This window comes from Paraburkholderia heleia NBRC 101817, assembly GCF_000739775.1.
Taxonomy (GTDB): domain Bacteria; phylum Pseudomonadota; class Gammaproteobacteria; order Burkholderiales; family Burkholderiaceae; genus Paraburkholderia; species Paraburkholderia heleia.
Window position 1 is genome coordinate 82,231 of record NZ_BBJH01000003.1, and the last position, 23,348, is coordinate 105,578.

A 23,348-nucleotide genomic window follows, 5' to 3' on the forward strand; every position below is an offset into this window, starting at 1 on the left:
GACGGGTACTGAATGACCGTTTCATCAAAATTACCGACAAGTCAACAAGCATTTCAGGGAGATGGCCGGCGACGACGCGAGACTACGTTGCCGCGACACCGGAGCCATCATCATACAAGCCGCGAGAACGTGCTGCAGGCATGGCACGTGAGCGTTGAATTGCCTGTTCGCTCAACAATCTGCATGACGAAATGGTGCCTGAGACGGGAGCGCGATTTCATGACGGGGTGCCAGAAGGCCTCGTGTCGAGCCTCGAGGCTGTGCGAGCCGAGCGTTCGACGAGCACCACCACGATCGCGGAGATAAACATCAATGCTGCAACGAGCAGCATGGGCGCCTGATACGATCCCGTGGCGTCGCGCAGCCAGCTCGTTGCATAGGGCCCAGGGAATCCGGCAAGCGTGCCGATCGTATTGATGAGCCCGACTCCCACGGACGCCGCTTCGCCGCTCAGTTGCGCAAGCTCAGCGAATACGCCACATACCATCGGACGCACAACAGGACCACATCCAGTGGATAATGCAGCCGCTTCAGTACCTATCCAATGCCAGCGGGCCGCGCCTTGCGCGGCGTCTTCGTCTTTGCCATCGTGCTCGTCATGCGTTGCGGTCTGACAGATTCTACTTGACCACGTTAGCGCGACAGAGCCTACGAGAAAATCGTCAGGCAGTCGGCATGCGCGCGTCGATGAGCCCGGCAACTGCTACGATAACGCGCCGATCGAATCGCTCTGGGGTTCTTTGAAGAGCGAGCTGATCTACCATCGGCGATTCACTACACGCGAGCAGGCTAGACTCGCGATCAGCGAATACATCGAAATGTTTTACAACCGGCAGCGCACGCAGGCCCGTCTGGACTACCTGTCGCCTGCCGCATTTACACAGCGATTCTATCTGGATCGTACCGCAGCTTAACGCGTTTGCCTCCACCGATTCCGACCGACCTCAGTCAAGCGAAGTACCTGGACAATATCGTGGAACACGATCATCGTGCGATCAAACGTCGGACGCGGCCAACGATGGGCTTCAAGGATTTCCGATGCGCATACTGCCCGGCGGCATTGAGTTGATGCATACGATCGCTAAAGGGTTGGGGAAGTCATAATCGTCCCGAGACACAATACACACGTTTTCTGTTCGCCTCAGTATTCGATTTAGGTAATAAAGCATAAGTCTGCTAGTAGTCGCAATAAAGCATAAGGACGTTTTAGCGGTCAACATATGCCTTATTTACCCCCCCCACACGCACCGGAATCCCGCATAAACATACTGATAACGCGGCTGAAACCAGTTGCGGAACGTTGGCCGCAACATGCATTGGGCCGTGCGCGGCGAGCCGCCTTTCATTGCGTAGTGCTGACCGTCGAAGAAGTTGGCCGAATACCCTTCATAGAACGGGAACGCCTTGAAGCCCGGCAGCGGACCGAAGAGCGTGGAGGTCCATTCCCAGCCGTTGCCGTACAGGCCTTCCACGCCCCACGTGCTGGCGCTGTCTGGCGTGGCGTCGACGGCCACCGGGTTCCAGTCGCGGAAATCGAAGTTGTCGCTGCGGCCAGGCAGCGCGCCGTGCGCCGCGCGCTGCCATTGCGCCTCGCTTGGCAGCGCCATGCCGCGCCAGCGCGCAAAGGCGCTGGCTTCGGCGTGGCTCACATACACGGGCCATGCAAGCGGCAATGCGATGTCTTCGAACATCGTGCGCAGTGTCCACCCTTCGGGGCCGCGCGACCAGAATACGGGGTGCTCCACGTGCGCGCTTTCCCTCCAGGCCCAGTCCGCGTCGTTCCAGAGTTCGCGCTTCCTGTAGCCGCCGTCCTCGATAAATTCGAGAAACGCGCCGTTCGTCACCATATAGCGGTCGATCTCGAAGGCCGGCACGTCGACCTGCTGTTCTCCGAACTCGTTGTCCCAGCCGAACAGGCCACGCTCGGCGGTCATGCCGAGTTCCGCGCGGCCCGCGGGCACCTGCACGGTTCCTGCCTTGACCGTATGGAGCGGGTCGACGCGCGCGAGCGTTGCGGCGGGCGCCTGCTTTTGCCCGAACGGCATCTGATGGAGCATGTAGGCGAGCGTTTCGACATGCATGAGCCGATGTTCGATCGCGACGTTCAGCAACTGCCCTGGCGTGTCGTGATTCGAGGCATCGGGCGGCAGGTGGAGCGTCGAGAGCTGCGCGTCGATGCGGCTGCGTGCATCGCGTCCGTAGGCGAGCACTTCGGCGAGTTCTGGCCAGTCGGCGGGCACATCGGTCGGCAGGCCGCCATCGACAGGGTCGATGCCGAACGCAAACAGCTGGTCGAGGCGCGCATCGGTGGAGGGCAGGTCGAACAGGCGCTTGTCGAAGAGGTTACGGTCAAATGCTTCAAGATGACCGATATAGAACACGATGCGGTGCCGCTCGCGAATGGGCCGCTCGTACAGAAACTCGGGCTTGACGACGTGGAAGAGCGCGTCGCTGGCGCTGCGCGCCGCTTCGAGGCGCGCGGTGAGCGTGGGGGATTGCGGGAGAGGCATCTCGGCGATTCTCCTGGTGTGGGCGTAGTACGAAACTTTAACCCTGCGCAGGAGTTGTGCCAACGGAGTTGCCGTGCCAACGCGGCGCGGCGCGGCCACCCGGGGCCGGACGCCCGGCCGGGGTTTGCCGCGAATTACAGATGCCGCAGACCTTCGATGTCGATGATGCGGATCAGCTTGCCCTGTGCGTCGATCAGGCCGCGCTTTTGAAATCTCGACAGGGTGCGGCTCACCGTTTCGAGCGTCATGCCGAGATAGCTGCCCATGTCCTCACGCGTCATGCGCAGATTGAACTCCGCGTGCGAATAGCCGCGCTGGCCGTTGCGTTCGGAAACGTCCAGCAGGAACGAGGCGACGCGTTCGTCGGCGGAGAGCGAGCCGAGCACCATCATTTGGAACGATTCGCGGATCAGTTGCTCACTCATGAGGCGATGCAGCCGGTCTTGCATGGCGCCAGTTTCGCGGCACAAATACTTGAGGGCCGAGTAGGGAATGAGGCAGACCGAGCTGTCTTCGAGCGCCACGGCGCTGCAGGTGTGGAAGCCGGTGCTGATGCCGTCGAGGCCGAGCGGGTCGCCGGCCAGGCGCAGGCTGGTGACCTGCTCGCGGCCGTCGCGGTGCGCCATGGCCGTCTTGAGCGAGCCGGAGCGCGCGACGTAGAGGTTGTCGAATGCGTCGCCGACGCGGTACAGGGCTTCGCCGCGCCGCACACTGCGCGCGGAGCAGATCAAGGCTTCGAGCTTTGGCAGGTCGTCGAGCGAGAGCCCCCGTGGCATGCACAGGTGCCGCAGGGCGCAAGCCGAACAGCGCGTGGATGTGCGCGGCGCGTTCGGGGGCGTGCGATTGCTGCGACGCACAGTGGTATGAGAAGCAGCGGTATGGTTCAGCATGGACAATGCTCCTTTGATTTCTGTCCAGGCATTGTCTACCGGGGGCCAATCTCAAATTAGTGGCAAAGCGACGCGTATTTAAGATGAATTGCTTTGAGGCTCGTCAGAAGCCGCTCACGCGGCGTCTGACGGCGCGCAAGCGACTTTCCAATAACGAGAAAACTGCCTGTACTCAGCGCGACTACTGCCCGGCACTTCCGGCGGCCGACGGGATGAGGAGGACGGGCAGCGTGGACTGCCGCACGCAGCGTTCGGCCACGCTGCCGAGGATGAGGCGCTGGAAGCCCCGGCGGCCGTGCGTGCCCATCACGATCAGGTCCGCGCCTGCGGTCCTCGCTGCGTTGAGCACTAGCGTCGGCACGTCGTCGAGCGAGGAGGCTTCGCCCGTGAGCATGGCGCCTTGCACGCCACGCTCGCCCATCGCCTTGTTCATTTCTTCCCCGAGTTCGTTGCCCTGCGCGATCATCTGGTTGCGCAGGATCGACGGGTCGTAGCCCGGCGCGTCGAAATACATGGGCGTGTTCTCAATCACGTAATACGGCTGCAGCGTCGCGCCCATTGCCTTCGCCAGGTCGAGCGCGGCTTCGAAGGCGCGGCGCGACGTGGCGCTGCCGTCGACGGCGACAAGGATGCGTTGGTACATAAGACCTCCTCATTGAGTGGGATCGAGAATCGCGCGGCCCCGGGCGATGCGGGAACGAGGCGGCGCGGCGTGTCGTGACTGGCGAGAAGCTTAATGGATCGCAAGTGAACACGCAGCCGGACTGTATGAAATGTGGAAGGTACAGGAAGGAAGATCAAGTACGTTGCGTCGGTATATCGCAGCGCCGCCCGATTTTGTTTGCTATGTCGTTATGTTGCACGCGCAGCCGCATATCGCTATCGTTGCCTCTTTTTCGCTCCGCGCAGTCTGCCCTCCCGTGAAACCTTCCTCCGCTAACCTGCCGTTTCGCGACGCGCTGCTGGCCATGCTCGGCATCGGCCTCGTCAACATGCTCGTCGCACTCGATCAGACCGTCGTCAGCACCGCTTTACCCTCGATCGTCGCCGAACTGCACGGTTTCGCGTTCTACGCGTGGATCGCGAGCGCCTACCTGCTGGCCTCGGTCGTGACAGTGCCCGTGTTCGGCCGGCTCGGCGACTATTTTGGCCGCAAGCGCTTCGTGATCGCCGCAGTGATCGTGTTTACGGTGGCCTCCGTGCTGTGCGGGCTCGCGACCGACATGCGTTTTCTGGCAGCGGCGCGCGCGCTGCAGGGCGTTGGCGGCGGGATGATGGTGGGCACGGCCTTCGCCTCGATTCCCGATCTCTTTCCCGACCCGCGTGCGCGGGTGCGCTGGCAGGTCGTCATGGCGGCCGCCTACGGCATCGGCACGGCTGCGGGGCCTTCACTGGGCGGCTGGCTCAGCGAGCACTTTGGCTGGCGCTCGACCTTTCTCGTCAATCTGCCGGTCGGCGCGCTTGCGCTTTATTTTATCTGGGCGCATCTGCCGCGCTACCAGCCGGCGCGCACCGGCGAGGTGCGTATCGACTGGCCGGGCGCCGCGCTCGTCGCGCTGGTGCTGGGCGGTTTCCAGACGCTGATCGAGGCGGTGCCGGGGAGCGGCCTGACGACCGGCAACGCCGCGCTCGCGCTGGCGGTACTCGCCGGCGCGGCGGCACTGCTGGCCTGCGAGCGCCGCGCGACGCACCCGATCATCCCGCTCGACCTGTTTCGCGACCCGCAGATCGTCACGTTATTTACGCTCTCGACGCTTTCGGGCTTCGTGATGTTCTCGCTGATCTTTTTTGCGCCGCTCCTGCTGCAGGGCGGCTTCGGGCTGTCGCCCCAGGAGGCGGGGCTGCTCGCCACGCCGATCGCCGCCTGTATCGCGCTAGGCAGCCTGATCAACACGCGCATCGTGATCCGGCTGCGCAAGCCCACGACGATACTCACGGCCGGCTTCAGCCTGCTGGTCGCGGCTTGCGCCGGTCTTGCCTTCGCGTCCCGGCATACGGCGCATCTCTGGCTCGAACTGGCGATGTCGGCGGTGGGTATCGGGCTCGGCTTCATTCTGAACAACCTGAATATCTTCGGCCAGGAAATTGCCGGGCGGGAGCGCTTCGGCATCACGACCGCCTTGCTGCAATCCACGCGCATGGTGGGCGGCATGCTCGGCACCAGTGTCGTGGCGACCATCGTCAACCATCGCTATGCGGCCGGGGTGGGGGACGCGCTGGCGGTGATCGGCGCGCCGCTGCAGCAGCGCTGGCAACCCCAGCTCGCCGATCCGCGCGTGCTGATCGACCCGTCGCTGCGCGAGGGCCTCGTCGCGCAGATGAAGGCGGCGGGGCTCGATGGCGCGGCGCTGATCGATGCAGTGCGCCACGTACTGGTGGATGCGATTCATCTGGGCATCGGCCTGACGGGCTGCGCGGCGCTCGCGGCGGCGCTGTGCGTGGGGCGGATTTCCCACATCCGCTTCAGCCGCAGTGCCTCGGCGGCGCAGAAAAGCGCGCAGGCGCGCGCCCCCGAAGTCAAGGCCGACTAGGGCCGGCCGCGTTCGGGTGTAGGCGGCCGGCGCAGGTGTTTGGGCTGTATTTGTCTGACAAAAACACCGGTGCGCCTGGCTGAGCGGGAGAGGCCGCCACATCCAGCCGGCGCGTATCTGTGCCTGCGCGGCGTCACCTCAGGCGGCGTGGGCCATCGCCCCGAACAGCGCGTGGTGCGTTTGCTGGCTCATCGCGATTTCCAGCGCGACGGCATTCTCCACCCCGATGCGCATCGGCGCGCCAAGGCGCGTCAGTTCGATGCCCGTGCGGCGCAGCAGGCGTTCCATCGGCGTCGTGGTCACCGTCACATAGCTGTTGATGCCCGTGCGGTCGGCGAACGAGACGACCGCACGCATCGCGCTCATGGTCACGTCGGCGAAGCCGAATGCCTGGTCGTTGCCCGACTCGATGGCGAAGCGGCTCAGTTCCCAGATGTTGCGGGCGGTGGGCGCAGCCTTGCCCTGCAGCAGTTGCGGGAAGGTGTCGCGCAGCATGTTGGGGCCTTCGGTGGGCATCAGGCGCCAGCAGCCGCGCACCTGCCCTGCGCCGTCCTGGATCAGCATGTAATGGGGCCCGAGCGCATCGTAGCCGTCGATTTCCATCCCCGCGATGGTGGGAATGTCCCAGCCCAGGCGGTCGCGGAACACGCGCGCGCGCAGCCGGTACATTTCATTGATGTCCTCGTTGTCGAAGTCCTGTCTCAGTCCGATCCGTATCGCAGCTTGCATGACAACTCTCCCGATTTGTGTGGAAGCGCGGCAGTACGGTTCGAAAGCTATGCGTTATGAATATAAAAAAACACCTATCTAGATAGGTAGGTGCGCAGATAGGGCCTCACAAGCAGAATCACTTCCGCGGCAGTCACTCATCAGGCATATCTGACAGCGAGAGTCATCATGGAACTTATGGGCAATCAATGGCACTCGGGTGCGAATACCACGTCGTCCCCGGGGGATCTGTCCTCGGTCGTCGACCGCGTCCTGATCATTGCGTATCGGAAGAAGAAGAAAGAGAGCCAGCGCCGCTTCTGGGCGCGTTTCGGCGTGACGCAGTCGCGCGGCAGCCGGTTCGAGTCGGGCGCGGAGATTCCGCCGCCGGTGTCGATTCTGCTCGGGCTGTATTTCAACAAGACGATTTCGGACGGCGACCTTGGCCGTGCCGAGCGCGTGCTGCGCGGCGAGGCACCGATGGTGCTTAGCCCGGGTCAATAAGACCCATCTGGGTCGCAATCACGGCTGCCGCTCGCCGTGAGTTCACGCCGAACTTCCCGCGAATGTTCTTCATGTGGAAGTTCACGACGGCTTCAGAGCAATTCAGGATGTGAGAAATTTCCCAGGTGGACTTGCCTAGCGCAGTCCACTTGAGGCATTCCTTTTCCCGTGGCGTGAGCTTGGGAATCAGCGACTGGGCATGGTCGTTCAGGTGCCGCTGGCTCGTGTCCAGCACGAGATCGCGCAGCAGGACGAGATTCGGCAGCGCGCGGTTCACGTCGTCCCAGAACTTGTCCGTGGGATTCGCGTCGTTGACGAAGCAGAGCATGCCGATTTCCTGGCGCGGGCCATGGATCGGCAGGGTGATGCCTGCGCGCAGCCCGTACGAGCGGGCCTCCTCATACATCGATTGCTGCTGCTCGGTCGCGAAAAGCTCCGGCGACCAGATGAGCGGCGCCGAGCGCGTGGTGCAATGCGACACGGTCGGGTCGAAGTAGGCCATACCGTGGTCGTTGTACCTCTGCCGCCAGGCGGCCGAGTAGTTCGTGCGGATGAACGCATCCTCGAGCCTCATGCCCGGGCGCGGCAGGATTGCCAGCATGATCTGGCTGAATCCCCACGAACTGGCGAGCTTCGCCACCGCGTCGAACCACGACGCCTCTTCGGGCGCCTCGAGCACGGGCGACATCTGCTCAATAAAATGTAGAGGCACGTTCAACACTCTCCATCGGCGCTGGGCGAGATCGCGGGGCAGGCCCTCAGACACTCGCTCCTCGCTTCTTATGATGTAAGAATTTATCACTAAATTCCTGTCTGATCCCCCCTCGTCTGCAATCCTCCCGCTTTGTAGGGTCATTTCTGTCAGATTTCGGTGACATCGGAGTGAATTCTGCGTCTCCTGAACAAGCGCGGGTCCGCACGAGAGCAGTGCATTGCGCCGCAGACGAAATAAAGCCGGACGCCACTTCGAAAGCGGCAAAAGCGCGCAACTCGACGGATAATGCCGGCGATTTATCGGCTTTCATTAATTTTCAGGCTTTTCATTTCGAGTTTTAACCGCACTCGACTGGAGACTGTCTGTATCCGCCATTGCTGCGATATCGCCTGGATAATCGCAAACGATTCGCCGCCTGGTGAGCGGCGATTCGTTGTTCAGGGCTTGCGCAGCAACTCGATCACGCGCGTCGGCCGCAGATGGTTGAGGGCGAAGTGCAGACGTCCCGGGCTGCGGCGCGCGCCCGCTTCGCGCGCGGCGTTCCGCTGCCCCTCGACGTCGTCGGGCTCTTCGGGCGCGCTCATGCCGAGGTCGACGACCTCATATCCGGACTCCAGTGCGATCGGCAGCCGGTGCACACCCTTGCGGCTGTCGAAGCCCGCCAGGCCGTCATTCGCTTCGGCCACGCTGTTGACGAGCGTCGCGTTGCTGGTCGTCACTTCGTCGGGGCCGATGTAGCCTTCGCCCGCCAGGCGCGCCGCCTCGCGGTTCTTGCCGTCGGTATCGACCGAGCTGTCGTGCGTACGGTCGTTGTGGAGTTCGGCGCTGCGCGGGCGCGACGGCGACGCGCTCACATCTCCCGCATTCGCAGTTTGCATGTCGTCGGGACGATTCATGATGCTTCCTCCTTGGAAGATCTGGGTGCCTGCATTCAGCAGGCCATTCCGCAAGCGCCGTTCCGCTGCAGCGCCGCACCCTTGAATCGGGGTGAAAGCAAGCCGGTTCGCCAGGAGAACGCCTCCAGCGATGTTGCATTTTTTTCGTTGGTTTGGGCTTTTTCCCAGGAGTATGATCCTCTTTCAACGAGTTGGCGCGCTTTCGATTAATGGGCCGGGCGAGGGCTCATGCTGTGGCTTTGCCGCACGATCCTGAATGCACGCGCCAAAAAAAATGGACGAGGCAGTCAGGGGCGGGTGACACACATGCACTTCGACGCTGCATTTACGCATCGTGGCTATTTGCTGAATTGCGCACCGGCGCGTGCCGGTGACGGCACGTATCAACCGTATGTGGTGATTTCGCGCTCGAGCGACGGCGAACTGGTTGCCAATCGATTTTTCCCTGCCGAATTGCGTTTTTCCGATGAGGCGGCCGCCATCGCCCATGCGCGCGACTGGGCCGTGCGGTGGATCGACGCCAGCACGGTCACGCTGTGAGCGCGTGCGCCACGCGGGCCTCGCCCGTCTCCGCGGGCGCTTCGGCGAACTCCCGCAAAACGCGGTAATCTCTGGGGTCGATACACTGACTCCCGCACGGCCCCTGCGTCCGCTGCCGCATTACCATGTCCAAAACTGCTTCCCCCGACTGGGGCCTCGAACAGATCGTCGCCGATCTGCGTGCGTCGCGTGAAGAGCGGCACCGCACGCGCCATCCACTCGGTATCCGCGAACTGCCGTCGCGCGATGCGGTCGTCAACATCGTCGCCGGCCTGCGCGCGGCGCTCTTTCCGACGCATTACGGGGCGCCCGACCTGACCGACGAGAGCATCGACTACTACGTGGGCCATACGCTCGACAGCACCTTGCGGCTGCTTGCCGAGCAGGTTCGCCGCGCGTTGCGCTTCCTGCCGGAAAGCTCGCAGGCGAGCGACGACGAATTGCGCGCGCGCGCCTTCGACGTGGCGCGCGAGTTCGGCCGGCAACTGCCCGAGATTCGCGCGCTGCTCGTGAGCGACATTCAGGCGGCGTTCACGGGCGACCCGGCCGCACAGCACATCACCGAGATCCTGCTGTGCTACCCGGGCGTCTGGGCCATGACGCATCACCGGCTCGCGCATGCACTGCACCGTCTCGGCGTGCCGCTGCTCGCGCGCTTCATCAACGAGATCGCGCATTCGGCAACGGGCATCGACATTCACCCGGGCGCACAGATCGGTTCGAGCTTTTTCATCGACCACGGCACGGGCGTCGTGATCGGCGAGACGGCGATCATCGGCGAGCGCGTGCGCGTGTATCAGGCCGTGACGCTCGGCGCGAAGAGTTTCGCGGCCGACCTCGACGGGACGCTCGTGAAGGGCAATGCGCGCCATCCGATCGTCGAGGACGACGTGGTGATCTACGCGGGCGCGACGATCCTCGGCCGCGTGACGATCGGGCGCGGCTCCGTCATTGGCGGGAACGTGTGGCTCACGCATAGTGTGCCGCCGGGCAGCAGCGTGCGCCAGGGCAAGATTCGCGAGATCGAGCGGGGCGATGAAAGCCCGATGAAGTAAGGAGGGGAACGGGACACGCCATCCCGTTCTTTTTCTGCAGGTTCCGTTCAGGTATTCGCGACGCTCATTGCGCCCGGATTGCCGACGATCGCGAGAAACTCGCGGCGCGTGGAAGGATCGGAGCGGAACGTGCCGAGCATGCGCGACGTCACCATCGACACGCCCGCCTTGTGCACCCCGCGGGTGGACATGCATTGATGCGCCGCTTCGAGTATCACGCCCACGCCCTTGGGCTGGAGGATTTCATTGAGCGTGTCGGCGATCTGCGCGGTCATCTTCTCCTGAATCTGCAGGCGCTTCGCGAATGCGTCGACGAGACGCGCGAGCTTCGAGATGCCCACCACGCGATGCTCGGGCAAATACGCCACGTGCGCGCGCCCGATGATCGGCACCATGTGGTGCTCGCAGTAGCTCTCGAAGCGGATGTCCTTCAACACGATCATTTCGTCGTAGCCGTCCACCTCCGAGAAGGTGCGCGACAGGATTTCGCGCGGATCGACCTGATAGCCTGCGAAGAACTCCTCGTAGGCGCGCGTGACGCGCGCAGGCGTATCGATCAGTCCTTCGCGAGCAGGGTCGTCCCCGGCCCAGCGCAACAGCACGCGCACGGCGTCCTCGGCTTCGGCGCGTGACGGACGCACGACGGTCGCGCGGGTTGCGCTCTTGCGTGGCTTTGCACTCTGGCTCGCGCCTTGCCTGGATTTCCCGGCCTTTTTTTCTTCGCTCATGCATGGGCTCCTGTCTTGTGGGAGGACGCCGCTTTGGCGTGCACCACGAACGCACATTGTTTCATGTTTTGCCGTGCCTGGCGCGAGGGGGTCATTTGGGCCATTCGTCCATGGCGTCGTTGAACAGTTCCGCCACGATGCTGCGCAGCCATTCGCCGCGCGGCGCATTGTGATACTTGCGATGCCAGTGCTGCTTGAGATCGAAACGCGGCAACTGCAGCGGCGGTTCGACTAGCGTGATCGATGCATGCTCGGACACATAGGCGAAGCCGATTGCATGCGGCACGGTCGCGATGAGGTCGGAGCGCGTGAGAATGAAGGGCAGGCTCATGAAGTGAGGCGTTTCGAGCACGGCGCGGCGGCGCATGCGTCTTTTCTCCAGATACTGTTCCAGCACTTCCTGGCTGCGCCCCTCGGCGCGCACGACGGCATGGCCCATGGCGAGAAACTGCTCGATCGTCATGGGCTTGCCCGCGAGCGGATGGCCGCTGCGCATCATGCAGATGAAGCGGTGCGTGAACAGGCGCTGCTGGAAGAAGTTGTTGCCGCCGAGGTCGGGAAAATAACCGACCGCGAGATCGATGTCGCCCGATTCGAGGCCGCGCTCGACCTGGTTTGGCGGCAGCGACACCGACCGCAGGTTCGCGTTGGGCGCTCGCCTCGCGAACACCTGCAGGAGGCGCGGAAGAAACACGATCTCGCCGACGTCGGAGAGCGCGATGGAGAACGTGTGCGTGCTCGTGGCGGGATCGAAGTCCTGCGCCTGCAGCATGCCTTTCTCGATGCGCACCAGCGCGTCGCGCGCGGCGGGAATGAGGCCGAGCGCGCGCGGCGTGGGCTCCATGCCGCGTGAGGTGCGCACGAAGAGCGGGTCGCCGAAGAACTCGCGCAACTTGCCGAGCGCCGTGCTCACGCGCGGCTGGCTCACGCCGAGCCGTTCGGCGGCGCGGCTCACGTTGCGCGTTTCCTCCATGGCCACGAGAAAGGGGATGAGATTCAGATCGAGGTCTTGCATCCAGGCGGGGCAGCGGCGCTGACTATGTCGAAATCGGATAAAGACTAGTCGATGAATCGCAATTCCGGATATTGGGGTATGTGCCCACGAACGCGCCCGGCTTGACGGGCGGGCAGCGCGTGCGATCCGGCGCGCATCGGCGCCGGCATGACGTCGATGGCCTGTGTGGGTAGACCCGCCTTGACAAGCCGTTGAATACGCTCCGATAATGCGCTGGACGTTCGCTAAACGAATCGGTGTTCGTATATAGAACTTTTCGCGATCGGGTGACGTGGACCTTCCGCGATGCGCATCGCTTTCAGGAACAGGCATGATCAACAAGATTTTCGACTCGCTTCAAGCCGCTGTGGCCGACGTGCATGACGGCGCCACGGTGATGATCGGCGGCTTCGGCACGGCCGGTATGCCCGCCGAACTGATCGACGCGCTCATCGAGCAGGGCGCGCGCGACCTCACCATCGTCAACAACAACGCAGGCAACGGCGACATCGGCTTGGCCGCCTTGCTCAAGGCGAAGCGTGTGCGCAAGATCATCTGCTCGTTCCCGCGCCAGACCGACTCGTATGTGTTCGACGCACTCTATCGCGCCGGCGAAATCGAACTCGAACTCGTGCCGCAGGGCAACCTGGCCGAGCGCATCCGCGCCGCGGGCGCCGGCATTGGCGGCTTCTTCACGCCCACGGGCTACGGCACGAAGCTGGCCGAAGGCAAGGAAACGCGCCTGATCGACGGTCGGCACTATGTGCTCGAGGCGCCGCTGCACGCCGACTTCGCGCTCATCAAGGCGTATAAGGGCGATCGCTGGGGCAACCTCGTCTATCGCAAGACGGCGCGCAACTTCGGCCCGATCATGGCGAGCGCGGCGAAGGTCGCCATTGCGCAGGTTTCGGAAGTTGTCGAACTCGGTCAGCTCGATCCGGAAAACATCGTGACGCCCGGCATCTTCGTGCAACGCGTCGTGGAAGTGCCGCAAGCGGCGCATCAAGCGCACGTCGGCCAAAGCGGCCAGGCAGCCTGAAGGAACGGAGAGAGGCAATGAAACGACTGAATCGCGATGAAATGGCCAAGCGCGTGGCCGCGGACATTCCCGAAGGCGCGTATGTGAATCTCGGCATCGGCGTTCCGACGCTGGTGGCCAACCACCTCGATCCGAGCAAGGAAATCTTCCTGCACAGCGAGAACGGCCTCCTCGGCATGGGCCCGGCGCCCGCGCCCGGCGAGGAAGACGACGAGCTCATCAACGCGGGCAAGCAGCACGTCACGCTGCTCACCGGCGGCGCCTTCTTCCACCACGCCGACTCGTTCGCGATGATGCGCGGCGGCCACCTTGACTACTGCGTGCTCGGCGCGTTCCAGGTGTCGGTGAACGGCGACCTCGCGAACTGGCACACCGGCGCGCCCGACGCGATTCCGGCCGTGGGCGGCGCAATGGACCTCGCACTCGGCGCCAAGCAGGTGTTCGTGATGATGGAACTGCTCACGAAGCAGGGCGAAAGCAAGCTCGTGAGCGAATGCTCGTACCCGGTGACGGGCGTGGGCTGCGTGGGCCGCATCTATACCGACCTCGCCGCGTTCGACGTCACGCCCGAAGGCCTCGCCGTGCGCGAGATCTATTCGGACATCGATTTCGACGCGCTGCAGAAGCTCGCCGGCGTGCCGCTGATCGACGCGACGCAAAACCGTCGCGCAGCGTAAACTGTCCATAGACGTGCGCATCGTGCGCACGTGAACGGCGCGGCAGCCGTCGGCATTCGTCGATGGTTGCCGCGCCCGCTTCGTTCCATCGGTACGCCCTGAACGCCTGCATTTTTCTACGCGCCACATTCCATGATTGAACGCCTCACGAGCCTGATCTGCGGGACCGAGCCGATGAATGCGGTCTGGTCTCCCGATGCCACGCTGCAACGCATGCTCGATGTCGAAGCGGCGCTGGCGCGCGCCTGCGCCGCGCATGGCGTGATTCCGCAGTCGGCCGTGGCCGCGATCGTCGAGGCCTGCGCGGCGGATCAGCTCGACGCGCCGGCGCTTGCGCGCGACGCCGCGCTGGGCGGCAATCTGGCGATCCCGCTCGTCAAGCAGCTCACGGCGCGTGTGAAGGCCGCCGACCCCGAAGCCGCGAAGTACGTTCACTGGGGCGCCACGAGCCAGGACATCATCGACACGGCCACCGTGCTGCAGCTGCGCGACGCGCTCGCGCTGATCGAGCGCGGCATCGACGCGCTGTGCGCGACGCTGGCGGACCTCGCGCGCACGCATCGCGCGACGCCGGCGATCGGGCGCACGTGGCTGCAGCAGGCGCTGCCGATCACGCTCGGGTTGAAGTTCGCGCAGTGGCTCGACGCGATGCTGCGCCATCGCGAACGCCTCGTCGTGCTGCGCGAGCGCTCGCTCGTGCTGCAGTTCGGCGGCGCGGCCGGCACGCTCGCGAGCTTGCGCGACGCCGCCCCGGCGGTGAGCGCCGTGCTCGCGCAGGAACTCGGTCTCGTGCTGCCTGCCTTGCCGTGGCACACGCAGCGCGACCGCATTGCCGAAGCCGCAGCGTTTTTCGGCATGCTCATCGGCACGCTCGGCAAGATCGCGCGCGACATCTCCCTGCAGATGCAGACCGAAATCGGCGAGCTGGGCGAACCGGCGGCGGCGGGCAAGGGCGGTTCCTCGACCATGCCGCACAAGCGCAATCCCGTGGGTTGCGCAGCCGTCCTGACGGCCGCCACGCGCGCGCCGGGCCTCGTCGCAACCGTGTTCGCGGGCATGGTTCAGGAACACGAACGCGCGCTCGGCGGCTGGCAGGCCGAGTGGGATGCGCTGCCCGATCTCGCGCGCCTCGCTGGCGGCGCGCTCGCGCAGACCCAACAGATCACGGCGGGACTCGAAGTGCGACCCGAACGGCTCGCGGCGAATCTCGACATCACGCACGGCCTCATTCTCGGCGAGGCCGTGATGCTCGCGCTCGGCGACCGGATCGGGCGTCTGGACGCGCATCATCTCGTTGAGCACGCATCGAAATCCGCGGTGCAAAGCGGCCGCACGCTGTACGAAGTCCTCGCGGCGGATCCCGCCGTGACGAGGCACCTGGACGAAGCGCGCCTCGAGGCGCTGCTCGATCCGGCCAATTACGTGGGACAGGCGCACGCGTTCGTCGACGCGGTGCTCGCGGCGTATGAAGCGAACGCCGGGCAGCGCACGTCCCATTGATCATCGAAGACACACGAGGAGTCACACGCATGCCATACGCAGCCGTCAACGACACGCATTTGTACTACCGCATCGACGGTACGGAGAACCGCACGGCGCCATGGGTGGTTTTTTCGAATTCGCTCGGTAGCGACGTGTCGATGTGGACGCCGCAGATCGTCGAGTTCACGAAGCATTTCCGCGTACTGCGCTACGACACGCGCGGCCACGGCCACTCGGCGGCGCCGCAAGGCCCGTACACCATCGAGCAGCTCACCGGCGACGTGATCGGCCTGATGGACCAGCTCGGCATCGAGCGCGCGCATTTTGTCGGCGTGTCGATGGGCGGCCTGACCGGCGTCGGCCTCGGCGCGCGTTACGCCAACCGCATCGATCGCCTCGTGCTGTGCAATACGGCAGCGAAGATCGGCTCGCCGGAGGTGTGGGTGCCGCGCGCGGCGAAGGCTCGCAGCGAAGGCATGCTCGCGCTCGCCGAGGCGGTGCTGCCGCGCTGGTACACGCCTGAATTCATTGCGAACCATGCGCTCGTGATGTCGCAGGTGCGCGACGTGTTCGTGCATACGGACAAGGACGGCTATGCTTCGAACTGCGAAGCGATCAATGCCGCCGACCTGCGCGGCGAGGCGCCGTCGATCAAGGCGCGCACGCTCGTGATTTCGGGCACGCACGATGTGGCCGCGACGCCCGCACAAGGGCGCGAGCTGGCCGAATCGGTGCCGGGCGCACGCTATGTCGAACTGAACGCGGCGCACATCTCGAACGTCGAGCTGGCGGACGAGTACAACAAGATCGTGACCGATTTCCTGCTGGGGGCGTGATGAACGACGAAGACCGCTACGAAGCCGGTATGAAGGTGCGCCGCGCGGTGCTGGGCGACGCGCACGTCGATCGCTCGCTTGCCAACCGCACCGAAGTGACGGAGGAATTCCAGAACTTCATCTCGCGCTACGCGTGGGGCGAAATCTGGACGCGCGATGGCTTGCCGCGCCACACGCGCAGCCTGCTGACGATCGCGATGATGGTTGCGCTCAACCGCAGCGAAGAACTCGCGCTGCATCTGCGCGCCGCGCGCAACAACGGCGTCACGCGCGACGAGATCAAGGAAGTGCTGCTGCAAACGGCGATTTACTGCGGCGTGCCCGCGGCGAACTCGGCGTTCCATCTCGCCGACCGCATCTTCCGCGAGCAGGACGCCGGGCAGGGCTGATCGTATGGCGGCAACCCGCGGAGATCAAGAATCCTATTCTTCCGGCTGCACGTCGGCTACGTAGCGGCGCAGGCAGGCGAGCAGCGCGGCTTCCTCGGCGCGGCTCGCCTCGTCGCTGGCCGAACCCGCGTCGCGCTCTTCGCCGAACATGGCCGCGGGCGCAGGGATCGTGTCGACCACGCGGCCGTCACGGATCACACGGATTTGACGGGTCGCATCCCCATACTCGGCGATCCAGTGGATGCCCTCGATATGCGTGCCGACGCGGACTGGCATCTTCATGAGATTCCCTCCTGGCCAGCGCACCCGGTCGATGCGCGCTCGCCGCAATCGCGTTTGTCATGGCGGATAGGGCAACGATACGCCGATGGGGCGTTCCGTGCTTGAACCCGGTCCTCGCGCGTACGGCGGCGCAATCCCGCTGCCCGGGCACTGCGCGGGTCCAGCAGTGCAAAAAGGAAAAGGCGGCCCGAACTCCGGGCCGCCCTTGCGGCGGATTACCAAATGAAAGCAGGCGCGAGTATGGGGTTGCTCACGCCTCGCGTGTTACTGCACCGTGGCGAGCACGTCGCGCACCGTGCCGAACAGGCGCGCGATTTCCTCTTCAGTCGCGATGAGGGGCGGCGAGAACGCCAGAATGTCGCCCGTGAAGCGGATCAGCACGCCCGCCTCGAAGCACTTCACGAAAACCTCGTAAGCGCGCGCGCCCGGCGCGCCGTCGCGCGAGTCGAGTTCGACGCCGGCAACGAGGCCGAGATTACGCACATCCTTCACGTGCTTCTCGCCGCGCAGCGCATGCGCGGCGGCCTCGAACTTCGGCGCGAGCGCTGCGGCGCGCTCGAACAGGCCCTCGCGGCGATACAGGTCCTGCGTCGCGATCGCGGCGGCGGCGGCGAGCGGGTGCGCCGAATAGGTGTAGCCGTGGAACAGCTCGATTGCGCCCTGCGCGCCGCTGTTGACGATCGTGTCGTGGACCGTGCGGCTCGCGGCCACGCCGCCCATCGGCACGGCGGCGTTGTTGATCGCCTTGGCCATGGTGAGGATGTCGGGCGTCACGCCGAAATACTCGCTGGCCGTGGCCTTGCCGAGGCGGCCGAAGCCCGTGATGACCTCGTCGAAAATCAGCAGGATGCCGTGCTTCGTGCAGATCTCGCGCAGACGTTGCAGATAGCCCTGTGGCGGAATCAGCACGCCGGTCGAGCCCGCCACGGGCTCGACGATCACGGCGGCGATGGTCGAGGCGTCGTGCAGCGCGACGATGCGCTCGAGGTCGTCAGCGAGATGAGCGCCCCAGGCCGGCTGGCCCTTCGAGAACGCGTTGTGCGCGAGATCATGCGTGTGCGGCAGATGGTCGACGGCCGGCAGCAACTGGCCCGAGAACGCCTTGCGATTCGGCGCGATGCCGCCCACCGAGATGCCGCCGAAGCCCACGCCGTGGTAGCCGCGCTCGCGGCCGATCAGCCTGGTGCGCTGGCCTTCGCCGCGTGCGCGGTGGTAGGCGAGCGCGATCTTCAGGGCGGTATCGACCGACTCCGAGCCGGAATTCGTGAAGAACACGCGGTCGAGCCCGGCCGGCATGATTTCGGCGATCTTTTTGGCCGCCTCGAACGCGAGCGGGTGGCCCATCTGGAACGTGGGGGCGAAGTCGAGCGTCGCGGCCTGCTGGGCGATGGCCGCGACGATTTCCTCGCGCGCATGGCCCGCGTTCACGCACCAGAGGCCCGCGCTGCCGTCCAGCACTTCGCGGCCATCGGTCGTGCGGTAGTACATGCCTTTCGCCGATTCGAGCAGGCGCGGCGCGGCCTTGAACTGGCGATTGGCGGTGAAGGGCATCCAGAACGACGAGAGATCGTCGATGACGGGGCGCGAAGTCATGCGTGCTTCTCCTCAGGTGGGTTTGGCTCAACTGTAGCGCCGAGGCTTGAACGACGGCATAGACAGTCTCTATACTGATCTGCAAACCGTGCTGGACAATTCTCGCCAACTGTATTGGTCGGCGCTTTCGAATCGTGCGGGTTTTCCCTCGCACTATACGCTTGCTTTTTCCATGATCGAACTCGAACTGGAGCGCGGCCGCGGCGTCTCGACGACGCTTGTCGAGCAACTCGTGCAGGGCTTCACGCGCGCGATCGAAGCGCAAACGCTGCGCGCCGGGGCGCTGCTGCCCTCGGTGCGGCAGCTCGCGCAAACGCACGAGCTATCGACCTATACAGTGACCGAGGCATACAACCGCCTCGTTTCGATGGGCTACGTCGTCGCGCGGCGCGGCTCGGGCTACCGCGTGGCGCCCCGCAACGAGTCGGCGCGGGCGAGCGCGACGCTCTGGCAGCCGCCCACGCTGACGGCGACGTGGCTGCTCTCCGACGTGTTCGCCGACCATTCCGTGCCGATCAAGGCGGGCTGCGGCTGGGTGCCGGGCGAATGGATCAACGAAAGCGGCCTGCAGCACGCCTTGCGCGCCATGAGCCGGGTGCCGGCCGTGCGGCTTGGCGACTATGGGCACCCGTACGGCTACGCGCCGCTGCGCGAGCGCATCGCGGCGCAGCTGGACCGGCAGGGGCTGCCTGTCGAGGTGTCGAACGTCCTGCTCACGCAGGGCGCGACGCAGGGGCTCGACCTCATCGTGCGGACGCTGCTGCGGCCCGGCGACACGGTGCTCGTGGAAGACCCCGGCTACTGCAATCTGCTGCAGATACTCAAGCTCGCGGGGCTCGCGGTGCACGGCGTGCCGCGCACGCCCGCCGGGCTCGACATCGAGGCGCTCGAGCGCCGGGTGGCGGCGCACCAGCCGAAGGCGATCTTCGTGAACACGACGCTGCAGAATCCCACCGGGGCGACGTATGCGATGTCCAACGCCTTCCGCTTGCTGCAGATCGCCGAGCGCCAGCGCATGTGGGTCGTCGAGGACGATGTGAGCCGCGAGCTTGCGCCGGCCGGCGCGCCGCTGCTCGCGGCGATGGAAGGCTTGCAGCGCGTGGTGTACGTCAGCGGCTTTTCGAAGACGGTCACGCCTTCGCTGCGTTGCGGCTATGTGGTCGCCGAGCGCGATGTGCTGCGCGAGCTGGCGCGCGCGAAGATGGCGGTGGGGCTCACCTCGTCGGCGACCATCGAGCGCATCGTCGACAAGGTCTTGCTCGAAGGGCGCCACGCGCGCCATGTCGAACTCGTCAACGAACGGCTAAAGGCCGCGCATGCATGCGTGGAGGAGCGGCTCGACGCGCTGGGGCTCGAGATATTCCACCGGCCGCGCGCGGGCCTCTTCGTGTGGGCGCGCCTTGCCATCGAACCCGAACGGGCCGGCGCGATCGCCACGGCGGCGCTGCGCGACGGCATCTGGCTCGCGCCCGGCTCCTATTTCCGGCCCGACGACGAACCGAGCGCGTGGTTTCGCTTCAACGCGCCGTATTCGACGGACGACGCGCTGTGGCGGTTTATCGAGCGCGCGCGCTAGGGCGTGCGTTCAAAACAGACTCTGCTGCCCCGACATCAACGTATCGAAATCCTCGCGCAGGAAAGGCAGAATCGCGTCCGCAACGGGCTGTAGCTGGCGGCTCACATAGAACGCGTAGTCGAGCGGCGAACTCAGCGTTTCTAGCGGCTCGGGTCCGGCCGTCGTCATCACGTAGCTGACCCAGCCGCCGTTCTGATACTGGAGCGGACGGCCTTGCGCGCGATTGAACTCGTCCGCGACGCGCGCCGCCCGCACGTGCGGCGGCACGTTGCGCTGGTACTCGACGAGCGGCCGCCGCAAGCGCTTGCGGTAGACGAGCTGGTCGTCCAGTTCGCCATCGAGCGTGCGCCGCACATAGTCGCGGATGTAATCCGCGTAAGGCTCGCGCTGGAAAATGCGCCGGTACAGTTCGCGCTGGAATACCTGCGCGAGCGGCGTCCAGTCGGTGCGCACGGTTTCGAGGCCCTTGAACACGACTTCTACGCCGCCGTTTTTCGCAAGCGTGAGGCCGGCGTAGCGCTTCTTGCTGCCTTCTTCCGCGCCGCGCACCGTGGGCATGAGAAAGCGCGAGTAATGGCGTTCGAACTGCAGTTCCAGAGCGCTTTGGAGACCGAAGCGTTCCTGCAGTTCGGTCTTCCACCAGGCATTGACGTGCTCGACGAGTTGCTTGCCGGTTCGCGTGGCGTCGGCTTCGCTGTGCGCGTGCCTGAGCCAGACGAAGGTCGAGTCGGTGTCGCCGTAGATCACGTCGTAGCCTTGCGCCTCGATGAGCTGACGGGTTCTGCGCATGATCTCGTGTCCGCGCATCGTGATCGAAGAGGCGAGGCGCGGGTCGAAGAAGCGGCAGCCCGTTGATCCGAGTACGCCGTAAAACGCGTTCATGATGATCTTGAGCGCCTGGGAAAGCGGGGCGTTGTGTTGCCGCTTCGCCTGTTCGCGCCCCTCCCAGACCTGACGCACGATTTCCGGCAGACAGTGCTTCTCGCGGGAGAAGCGCGCGCCGAGAAAGCCGGGCACGGACGCTTCGTCGCCGGGGTCGCCCAGACCTTCGATGAGCCCGACGGGATCGATCAGGAAGGTGCGGATGATCGAGGGGTAGAGGCTCTTGTAATCGAGCACGAGCACCGAGTCGTAGATGCCGGGGCGCGAGTCCATGACGAAGCCGCCGGGGCTGTTTTCGCCCGCCACGTCGCCGAGATTCGGCGCGACGTAGCCGAGCCGATGCATTTTCGGCAGATACAGATGCGTGAACGCGGCCACCGAGCCGCCGCTGCGATCCACGGGAAGCCCCGTGACGGACGCGCGCTCGAGCAGAAAGGCCATCAGCCCGGTTTTCTCGAAGACGCGCGTCACCAGCTCGCAGTCCTTGAGGTTGTAGGTGGCCAGCGCGGGTTTGTCTTCGTCGAAGCGGCGCTGGATCTCGTCCATGCGCTGATACGGATTGTCGATCGACTTGCCCTCGCCGAGCAGCGCCTGCGCGACGTATTCGAGGCTGAACGACGGAAAGCTCCAGGTGGCCGAGCGCAGCGCCTCGATGCCGTCGATAATGAGGCGGCCCGCGGCGCCTGCGAAGAAGTGATTCTCCCGCATGCCGTGCTCGCGCCACTCCATGACTTCGCCGCCGCGCCCAAGACGCAGGGGCACGCCGGTTTGCTGGGCGTGCGCGTGCAACACGCGCAAATCGAACTGCACGAGATTCCAGCCGATGATCGCGTCGGGATCGTGCTTCGCCATCCATGCGTTCAGGCGTTCGAGCATCTGCGCGCGGCTTTCGCAGTATTCGAAGTCGAAGTCGATCTGGCTCGCTTGCCCATTGGCGGGGCCGAGCATATAAACCTGGCGTTGCCCGCAGCCTTCGAGCGCAATGGAATAGAGCTCGCCCTGGGCGCTGGTTTCGATGTCGAGCGATACCAGTTTCAACTGCGGGCGATAACCGTTGGCGGGTTTCATTTCGCCGTCGAGCAGCACGCCGCCTTCGTGCGGGCTACCCGCATCGCCGCGAAACAGCACGGGCGCCGTGATGAAGCGCTCCATCATGTAGCGCTCCGGCGGCTGGATGTCGGCTTCGTAGACGTCGATGCCCGCCTTCGCGAGGCGCTTCGCGTGCCCGGTCAGGGCGCGGTATTGCGGCGAATAAAGCCCCAGCACCGGGCGGCGCTGGAAGTCGCACAGATTCAGCGGGCGTAGCTCGGTGCGCGCGTCGCCTTTCAGCGCGGCGCGGGCCGCCGCTTCCTGGGCGGCCGGCACGAATGCGACAGAGGGCTGGGGGCGCAGGCGCAGCTGGCGCGGCCCCGCGTCGGTCGCGAGCCAGAAGTCGACCTCGGTGTGTTCGCCCGTATCGCGCCAATGGCGGGTGAGAATAAAACCCGCTTCAAACTCAGACAAAGTGTGACTCCGCCGCCCATGTTTCCCGGTTGCGATTGTAGCGGTTGAAGCGGTATTTGAACCGGGGAAGGGCGGCGGGCCGTCTTAATGTTGCAGCAGGTGCACGAACATCGGGTAAAGCGAAACGAGCAGCGAAAGCGCCATGAAGAGATTGAAAGCGCGCAGCCGCCGCGGATTCGACAGAAAGCGCCGCATGCTCGTGCCGAACGCGGCCCAGATGCAGATGCACGGCAGGCCGATCACATAGAACAGGAAGGCCATCGCCATCGTATTGGTGCCGAAGTTCGCGGAAAGGCGGATCGTGGTGGCGGCCGTGAGCACCATCATCCACGCCTTGGGATTGACCCACTGGAACGCGATGGCTTCATGAAAGCGCATGGGCCGGTGCTCGCCGCTCTTCACCTTGATGTCGCCCGAGGTGCCGATTTTCCACGCGAGATAGAGCAGGTAGGCAATGCTCGCGATCTCCAGCACCGTATAGAGCGACGGGACATGCCGGAACACCTCGCCAAGCCCGAAGCCCACCGAGAGCATGAGCACGACTACGCCCGCGCTAATGCCGAGAATGTGCGGCACCGTGCGACGAAAACCGAAGTTGACGCCGGAAGCGAGCAGCATGGTGTTATTGGGGCCGGGCGTGATGCTCGTGACGACGACGAAGAGCATGCCGGCGGGCAGCGCGCTGAGCATTTCGGGCAGCATGATGCGAGGGGCTCCGGAAAGAGAAAACAGAATCGACGGAACCAGTTTATCGACAGTTCTCGGTACAGTACCGATACAGTTCTGAGGACGCTGAACAGTACGGATTAGGGCGCGATGGCAAGGTGCTTCCGGACGCGTTCGAATTTCGCCGCGAGAGAATCCGTTATGCTCACTTCGCGTCAGATCGTTTGACTTTTGCATCGGTCATTCGCTGTGCCACGTTAGCTAACGCATGCATGCGCACTCGGCCGGCCGATGACGAGACAACTGATTGCGAGGGCACGAATGAGCGGTCAGGATGCCTTTTCAGATTCAG

Annotated in this window: 23 protein-coding genes and 3 pseudogenes; 12 read left to right on the plus strand and 14 right to left on the minus strand. The window is 64.7% G+C overall.

What is annotated here, in order from left to right:
• Positions 1-217 precede the first annotated feature (217 nt).
• Together BHE01S_RS38895 and BHE01S_RS38900 are read right to left on the minus strand one after the other, a co-directional pair.
• Complete coding sequence (locus BHE01S_RS38895; RefSeq protein ID WP_245639635.1) at positions 218-496, minus strand: hypothetical protein; 279 nt, start codon at positions 494-496, stop codon at positions 218-220.
• Positions 454-588, minus strand: a pseudogene (locus tag BHE01S_RS38900) (IS6 family transposase); the annotation flags it as partial. The gene BHE01S_RS38895 and the pseudogene BHE01S_RS38900, both read right to left, overlap by 43 nt.
• Before the next feature lie 104 nt (positions 589-692).
• On the opposite strand from BHE01S_RS38900, the pseudogene BHE01S_RS36410 reads away from it, so the two are divergent.
• Positions 693-914 (plus strand): annotated as a pseudogene (locus BHE01S_RS36410) (IS3 family transposase); the annotation flags it as partial.
• Positions 915-949: 35 nt separating this feature from the next.
• A pseudogene (locus BHE01S_RS38640) lies at positions 950-1,104 on the plus strand (IS6 family transposase); the annotation flags it as partial.
• Between the two features lie 125 nt (positions 1,105-1,229).
• Here the strand turns inward: BHE01S_RS38640 and BHE01S_RS02320 are convergent.
• The 3 genes from BHE01S_RS02320 to BHE01S_RS02330 all read right to left on the minus strand — a co-directional run bounded on the left by BHE01S_RS02320 (position 1,230) and on the right by BHE01S_RS02330 (position 4,043).
• Positions 1,230-2,510: an SUMF1/EgtB/PvdO family nonheme iron enzyme gene (locus tag BHE01S_RS02320; RefSeq protein ID WP_042260166.1), complete on the minus strand. Its 1,281-nt coding sequence runs from the start codon at positions 2,508-2,510 to the stop codon at positions 1,230-1,232.
• Positions 2,511-2,644: 134 nt separating this feature from the next.
• Entirely contained in the window at positions 2,645-3,400 is a 756-nt protein-coding gene (locus tag BHE01S_RS02325; RefSeq protein ID WP_084068491.1) for a helix-turn-helix domain-containing protein, read from the minus strand.
• Positions 3,401-3,581: 181 nt separating this feature from the next.
• Positions 3,582-4,043, minus strand: coding sequence for a universal stress protein (locus tag BHE01S_RS02330; RefSeq protein WP_042260168.1), 462 nt, complete (start codon positions 4,041-4,043; stop codon positions 3,582-3,584).
• A gap of 325 nt (positions 4,044-4,368) precedes the next feature.
• On the opposite strand from BHE01S_RS02330, the gene BHE01S_RS02335 reads away from it, so the two are divergent.
• Positions 4,369-5,931: an MFS transporter gene (locus BHE01S_RS02335; protein ID WP_042260688.1), complete on the plus strand. Its 1,563-nt coding sequence runs from the start codon at positions 4,369-4,371 to the stop codon at positions 5,929-5,931.
• A gap of 138 nt (positions 5,932-6,069) precedes the next feature.
• Here the strand turns inward: BHE01S_RS02335 and BHE01S_RS02340 are convergent, their stop codons facing one another.
• Positions 6,070-6,660, minus strand: coding sequence for an acyl-homoserine-lactone synthase (locus tag BHE01S_RS02340; protein WP_042260171.1), 591 nt, complete (start codon positions 6,658-6,660; stop codon positions 6,070-6,072).
• 168 nt (positions 6,661-6,828) lie between these two features.
• On the opposite strand from BHE01S_RS02340, the gene BHE01S_RS02345 reads away from it, so the two are divergent.
• Positions 6,829-7,143: a helix-turn-helix domain-containing protein gene (locus BHE01S_RS02345; protein ID WP_042260174.1), complete on the plus strand. Its 315-nt coding sequence runs from the start codon at positions 6,829-6,831 to the stop codon at positions 7,141-7,143.
• On the opposite strand, the gene BHE01S_RS02350 is transcribed toward BHE01S_RS02345, so the two are convergent.
• Both BHE01S_RS02350 and BHE01S_RS02355 read right to left on the minus strand, forming a co-directional pair.
• Positions 7,127-7,831 carry a helix-turn-helix transcriptional regulator gene (locus tag BHE01S_RS02350; protein ID WP_042260176.1) on the minus strand — a complete coding sequence of 235 codons (705 nt, stop codon included), beginning with the start codon at positions 7,829-7,831 and terminating at the stop codon, positions 7,127-7,129. The two genes, BHE01S_RS02345 and BHE01S_RS02350, sit on opposite strands and share 17 nt — an antisense overlap.
• Before the next feature lie 464 nt (positions 7,832-8,295).
• Complete coding sequence (locus tag BHE01S_RS02355) at positions 8,296-8,754, minus strand: DUF3005 domain-containing protein (protein WP_042260690.1); 459 nt, start codon at positions 8,752-8,754, stop codon at positions 8,296-8,298.
• 306 nt (positions 8,755-9,060) lie between these two features.
• On the opposite strand from BHE01S_RS02355, the gene BHE01S_RS02360 reads away from it, so the two are divergent.
• Positions 9,061-9,294 (plus strand): hypothetical protein, encoded by a 234-nt coding sequence (locus tag BHE01S_RS02360; RefSeq protein ID WP_028206369.1) that lies wholly within the window; start codon positions 9,061-9,063, stop codon positions 9,292-9,294.
• A gap of 125 nt (positions 9,295-9,419) precedes the next feature.
• Complete coding sequence (gene epsC, locus BHE01S_RS02365; protein ID WP_042260177.1) at positions 9,420-10,349, plus strand: serine O-acetyltransferase EpsC; 930 nt, start codon at positions 9,420-9,422, stop codon at positions 10,347-10,349.
• Between the two features lie 47 nt (positions 10,350-10,396).
• On the opposite strand, the gene folE is transcribed toward epsC, so the two are convergent.
• Complete coding sequence (gene folE / locus BHE01S_RS02370) at positions 10,397-11,077, minus strand: GTP cyclohydrolase I FolE (protein ID WP_042260179.1); 681 nt, start codon at positions 11,075-11,077, stop codon at positions 10,397-10,399.
• A gap of 91 nt (positions 11,078-11,168) precedes the next feature.
• Entirely contained in the window at positions 11,169-12,092 is a 924-nt protein-coding gene (locus BHE01S_RS02375; RefSeq protein WP_042260182.1) for a LysR family transcriptional regulator, read from the minus strand.
• Positions 12,093-12,402: 310 nt separating this feature from the next.
• On the opposite strand from BHE01S_RS02375, the gene BHE01S_RS02380 reads away from it, so the two are divergent.
• From BHE01S_RS02380 to pcaC, 5 genes are all read left to right on the plus strand, one after another.
• Positions 12,403-13,110: a 3-oxoacid CoA-transferase subunit A gene (locus BHE01S_RS02380; RefSeq protein WP_042260185.1), complete on the plus strand. Its 708-nt coding sequence runs from the start codon at positions 12,403-12,405 to the stop codon at positions 13,108-13,110.
• Between the two features lie 17 nt (positions 13,111-13,127).
• Positions 13,128-13,787 carry a 3-oxoacid CoA-transferase subunit B gene (locus BHE01S_RS02385; RefSeq protein WP_042260188.1) on the plus strand — a complete coding sequence of 220 codons (660 nt, stop codon included), beginning with the start codon at positions 13,128-13,130 and terminating at the stop codon, positions 13,785-13,787.
• A gap of 132 nt (positions 13,788-13,919) precedes the next feature.
• Positions 13,920-15,287, plus strand: a complete 1,368-nt coding sequence (locus BHE01S_RS02390; protein ID WP_042260189.1) for a 3-carboxy-cis,cis-muconate cycloisomerase — start codon at positions 13,920-13,922, stop codon at positions 15,285-15,287.
• A gap of 29 nt (positions 15,288-15,316) precedes the next feature.
• Complete coding sequence (pcaD, locus tag BHE01S_RS02395; RefSeq protein ID WP_042260191.1) at positions 15,317-16,105, plus strand: 3-oxoadipate enol-lactonase; 789 nt, start codon at positions 15,317-15,319, stop codon at positions 16,103-16,105.
• Positions 16,105-16,494, plus strand: a complete 390-nt coding sequence (gene pcaC / locus BHE01S_RS02400) for a 4-carboxymuconolactone decarboxylase (protein WP_042260195.1) — start codon at positions 16,105-16,107, stop codon at positions 16,492-16,494. The genes pcaD and pcaC overlap by 1 nt, the downstream gene beginning before the upstream one ends.
• A 33-nt stretch (positions 16,495-16,527) precedes the next feature.
• Here pcaC and BHE01S_RS02405 read toward each other — a convergent pair whose 3' ends face one another.
• Both BHE01S_RS02405 and BHE01S_RS02410 read right to left on the minus strand, forming a co-directional pair.
• Positions 16,528-16,776, minus strand: a complete 249-nt coding sequence (locus tag BHE01S_RS02405; RefSeq protein ID WP_042260199.1) for a hypothetical protein — start codon at positions 16,774-16,776, stop codon at positions 16,528-16,530.
• A 264-nt stretch (positions 16,777-17,040) separates the two neighbouring features.
• Positions 17,041-18,369, minus strand: a complete 1,329-nt coding sequence (locus BHE01S_RS02410) for an aspartate aminotransferase family protein (protein ID WP_042260203.1) — start codon at positions 18,367-18,369, stop codon at positions 17,041-17,043.
• Positions 18,370-18,541: 172 nt separating this feature from the next.
• Between BHE01S_RS02410 and BHE01S_RS02415 the strand changes: the two genes are divergently transcribed.
• On the plus strand, positions 18,542-19,945 hold the full coding sequence (locus BHE01S_RS02415) for an aminotransferase-like domain-containing protein (protein ID WP_042260692.1): 1,404 nt from the start codon (positions 18,542-18,544) through the stop codon (positions 19,943-19,945).
• Between the two features lie 9 nt (positions 19,946-19,954).
• Here BHE01S_RS02415 and BHE01S_RS02420 read toward each other — a convergent pair whose 3' ends face one another.
• Positions 19,955-22,330 carry a DNA polymerase II gene (locus tag BHE01S_RS02420; RefSeq protein WP_042260207.1) on the minus strand — a complete coding sequence of 792 codons (2,376 nt, stop codon included), beginning with the start codon at positions 22,328-22,330 and terminating at the stop codon, positions 19,955-19,957.
• Between the two features lie 84 nt (positions 22,331-22,414).
• Positions 22,415-23,032, minus strand: coding sequence for a LysE family translocator (locus BHE01S_RS02425; RefSeq protein ID WP_042260211.1), 618 nt, complete (start codon positions 23,030-23,032; stop codon positions 22,415-22,417).
• Positions 23,033-23,348: the final 316 nt, after the last annotated feature.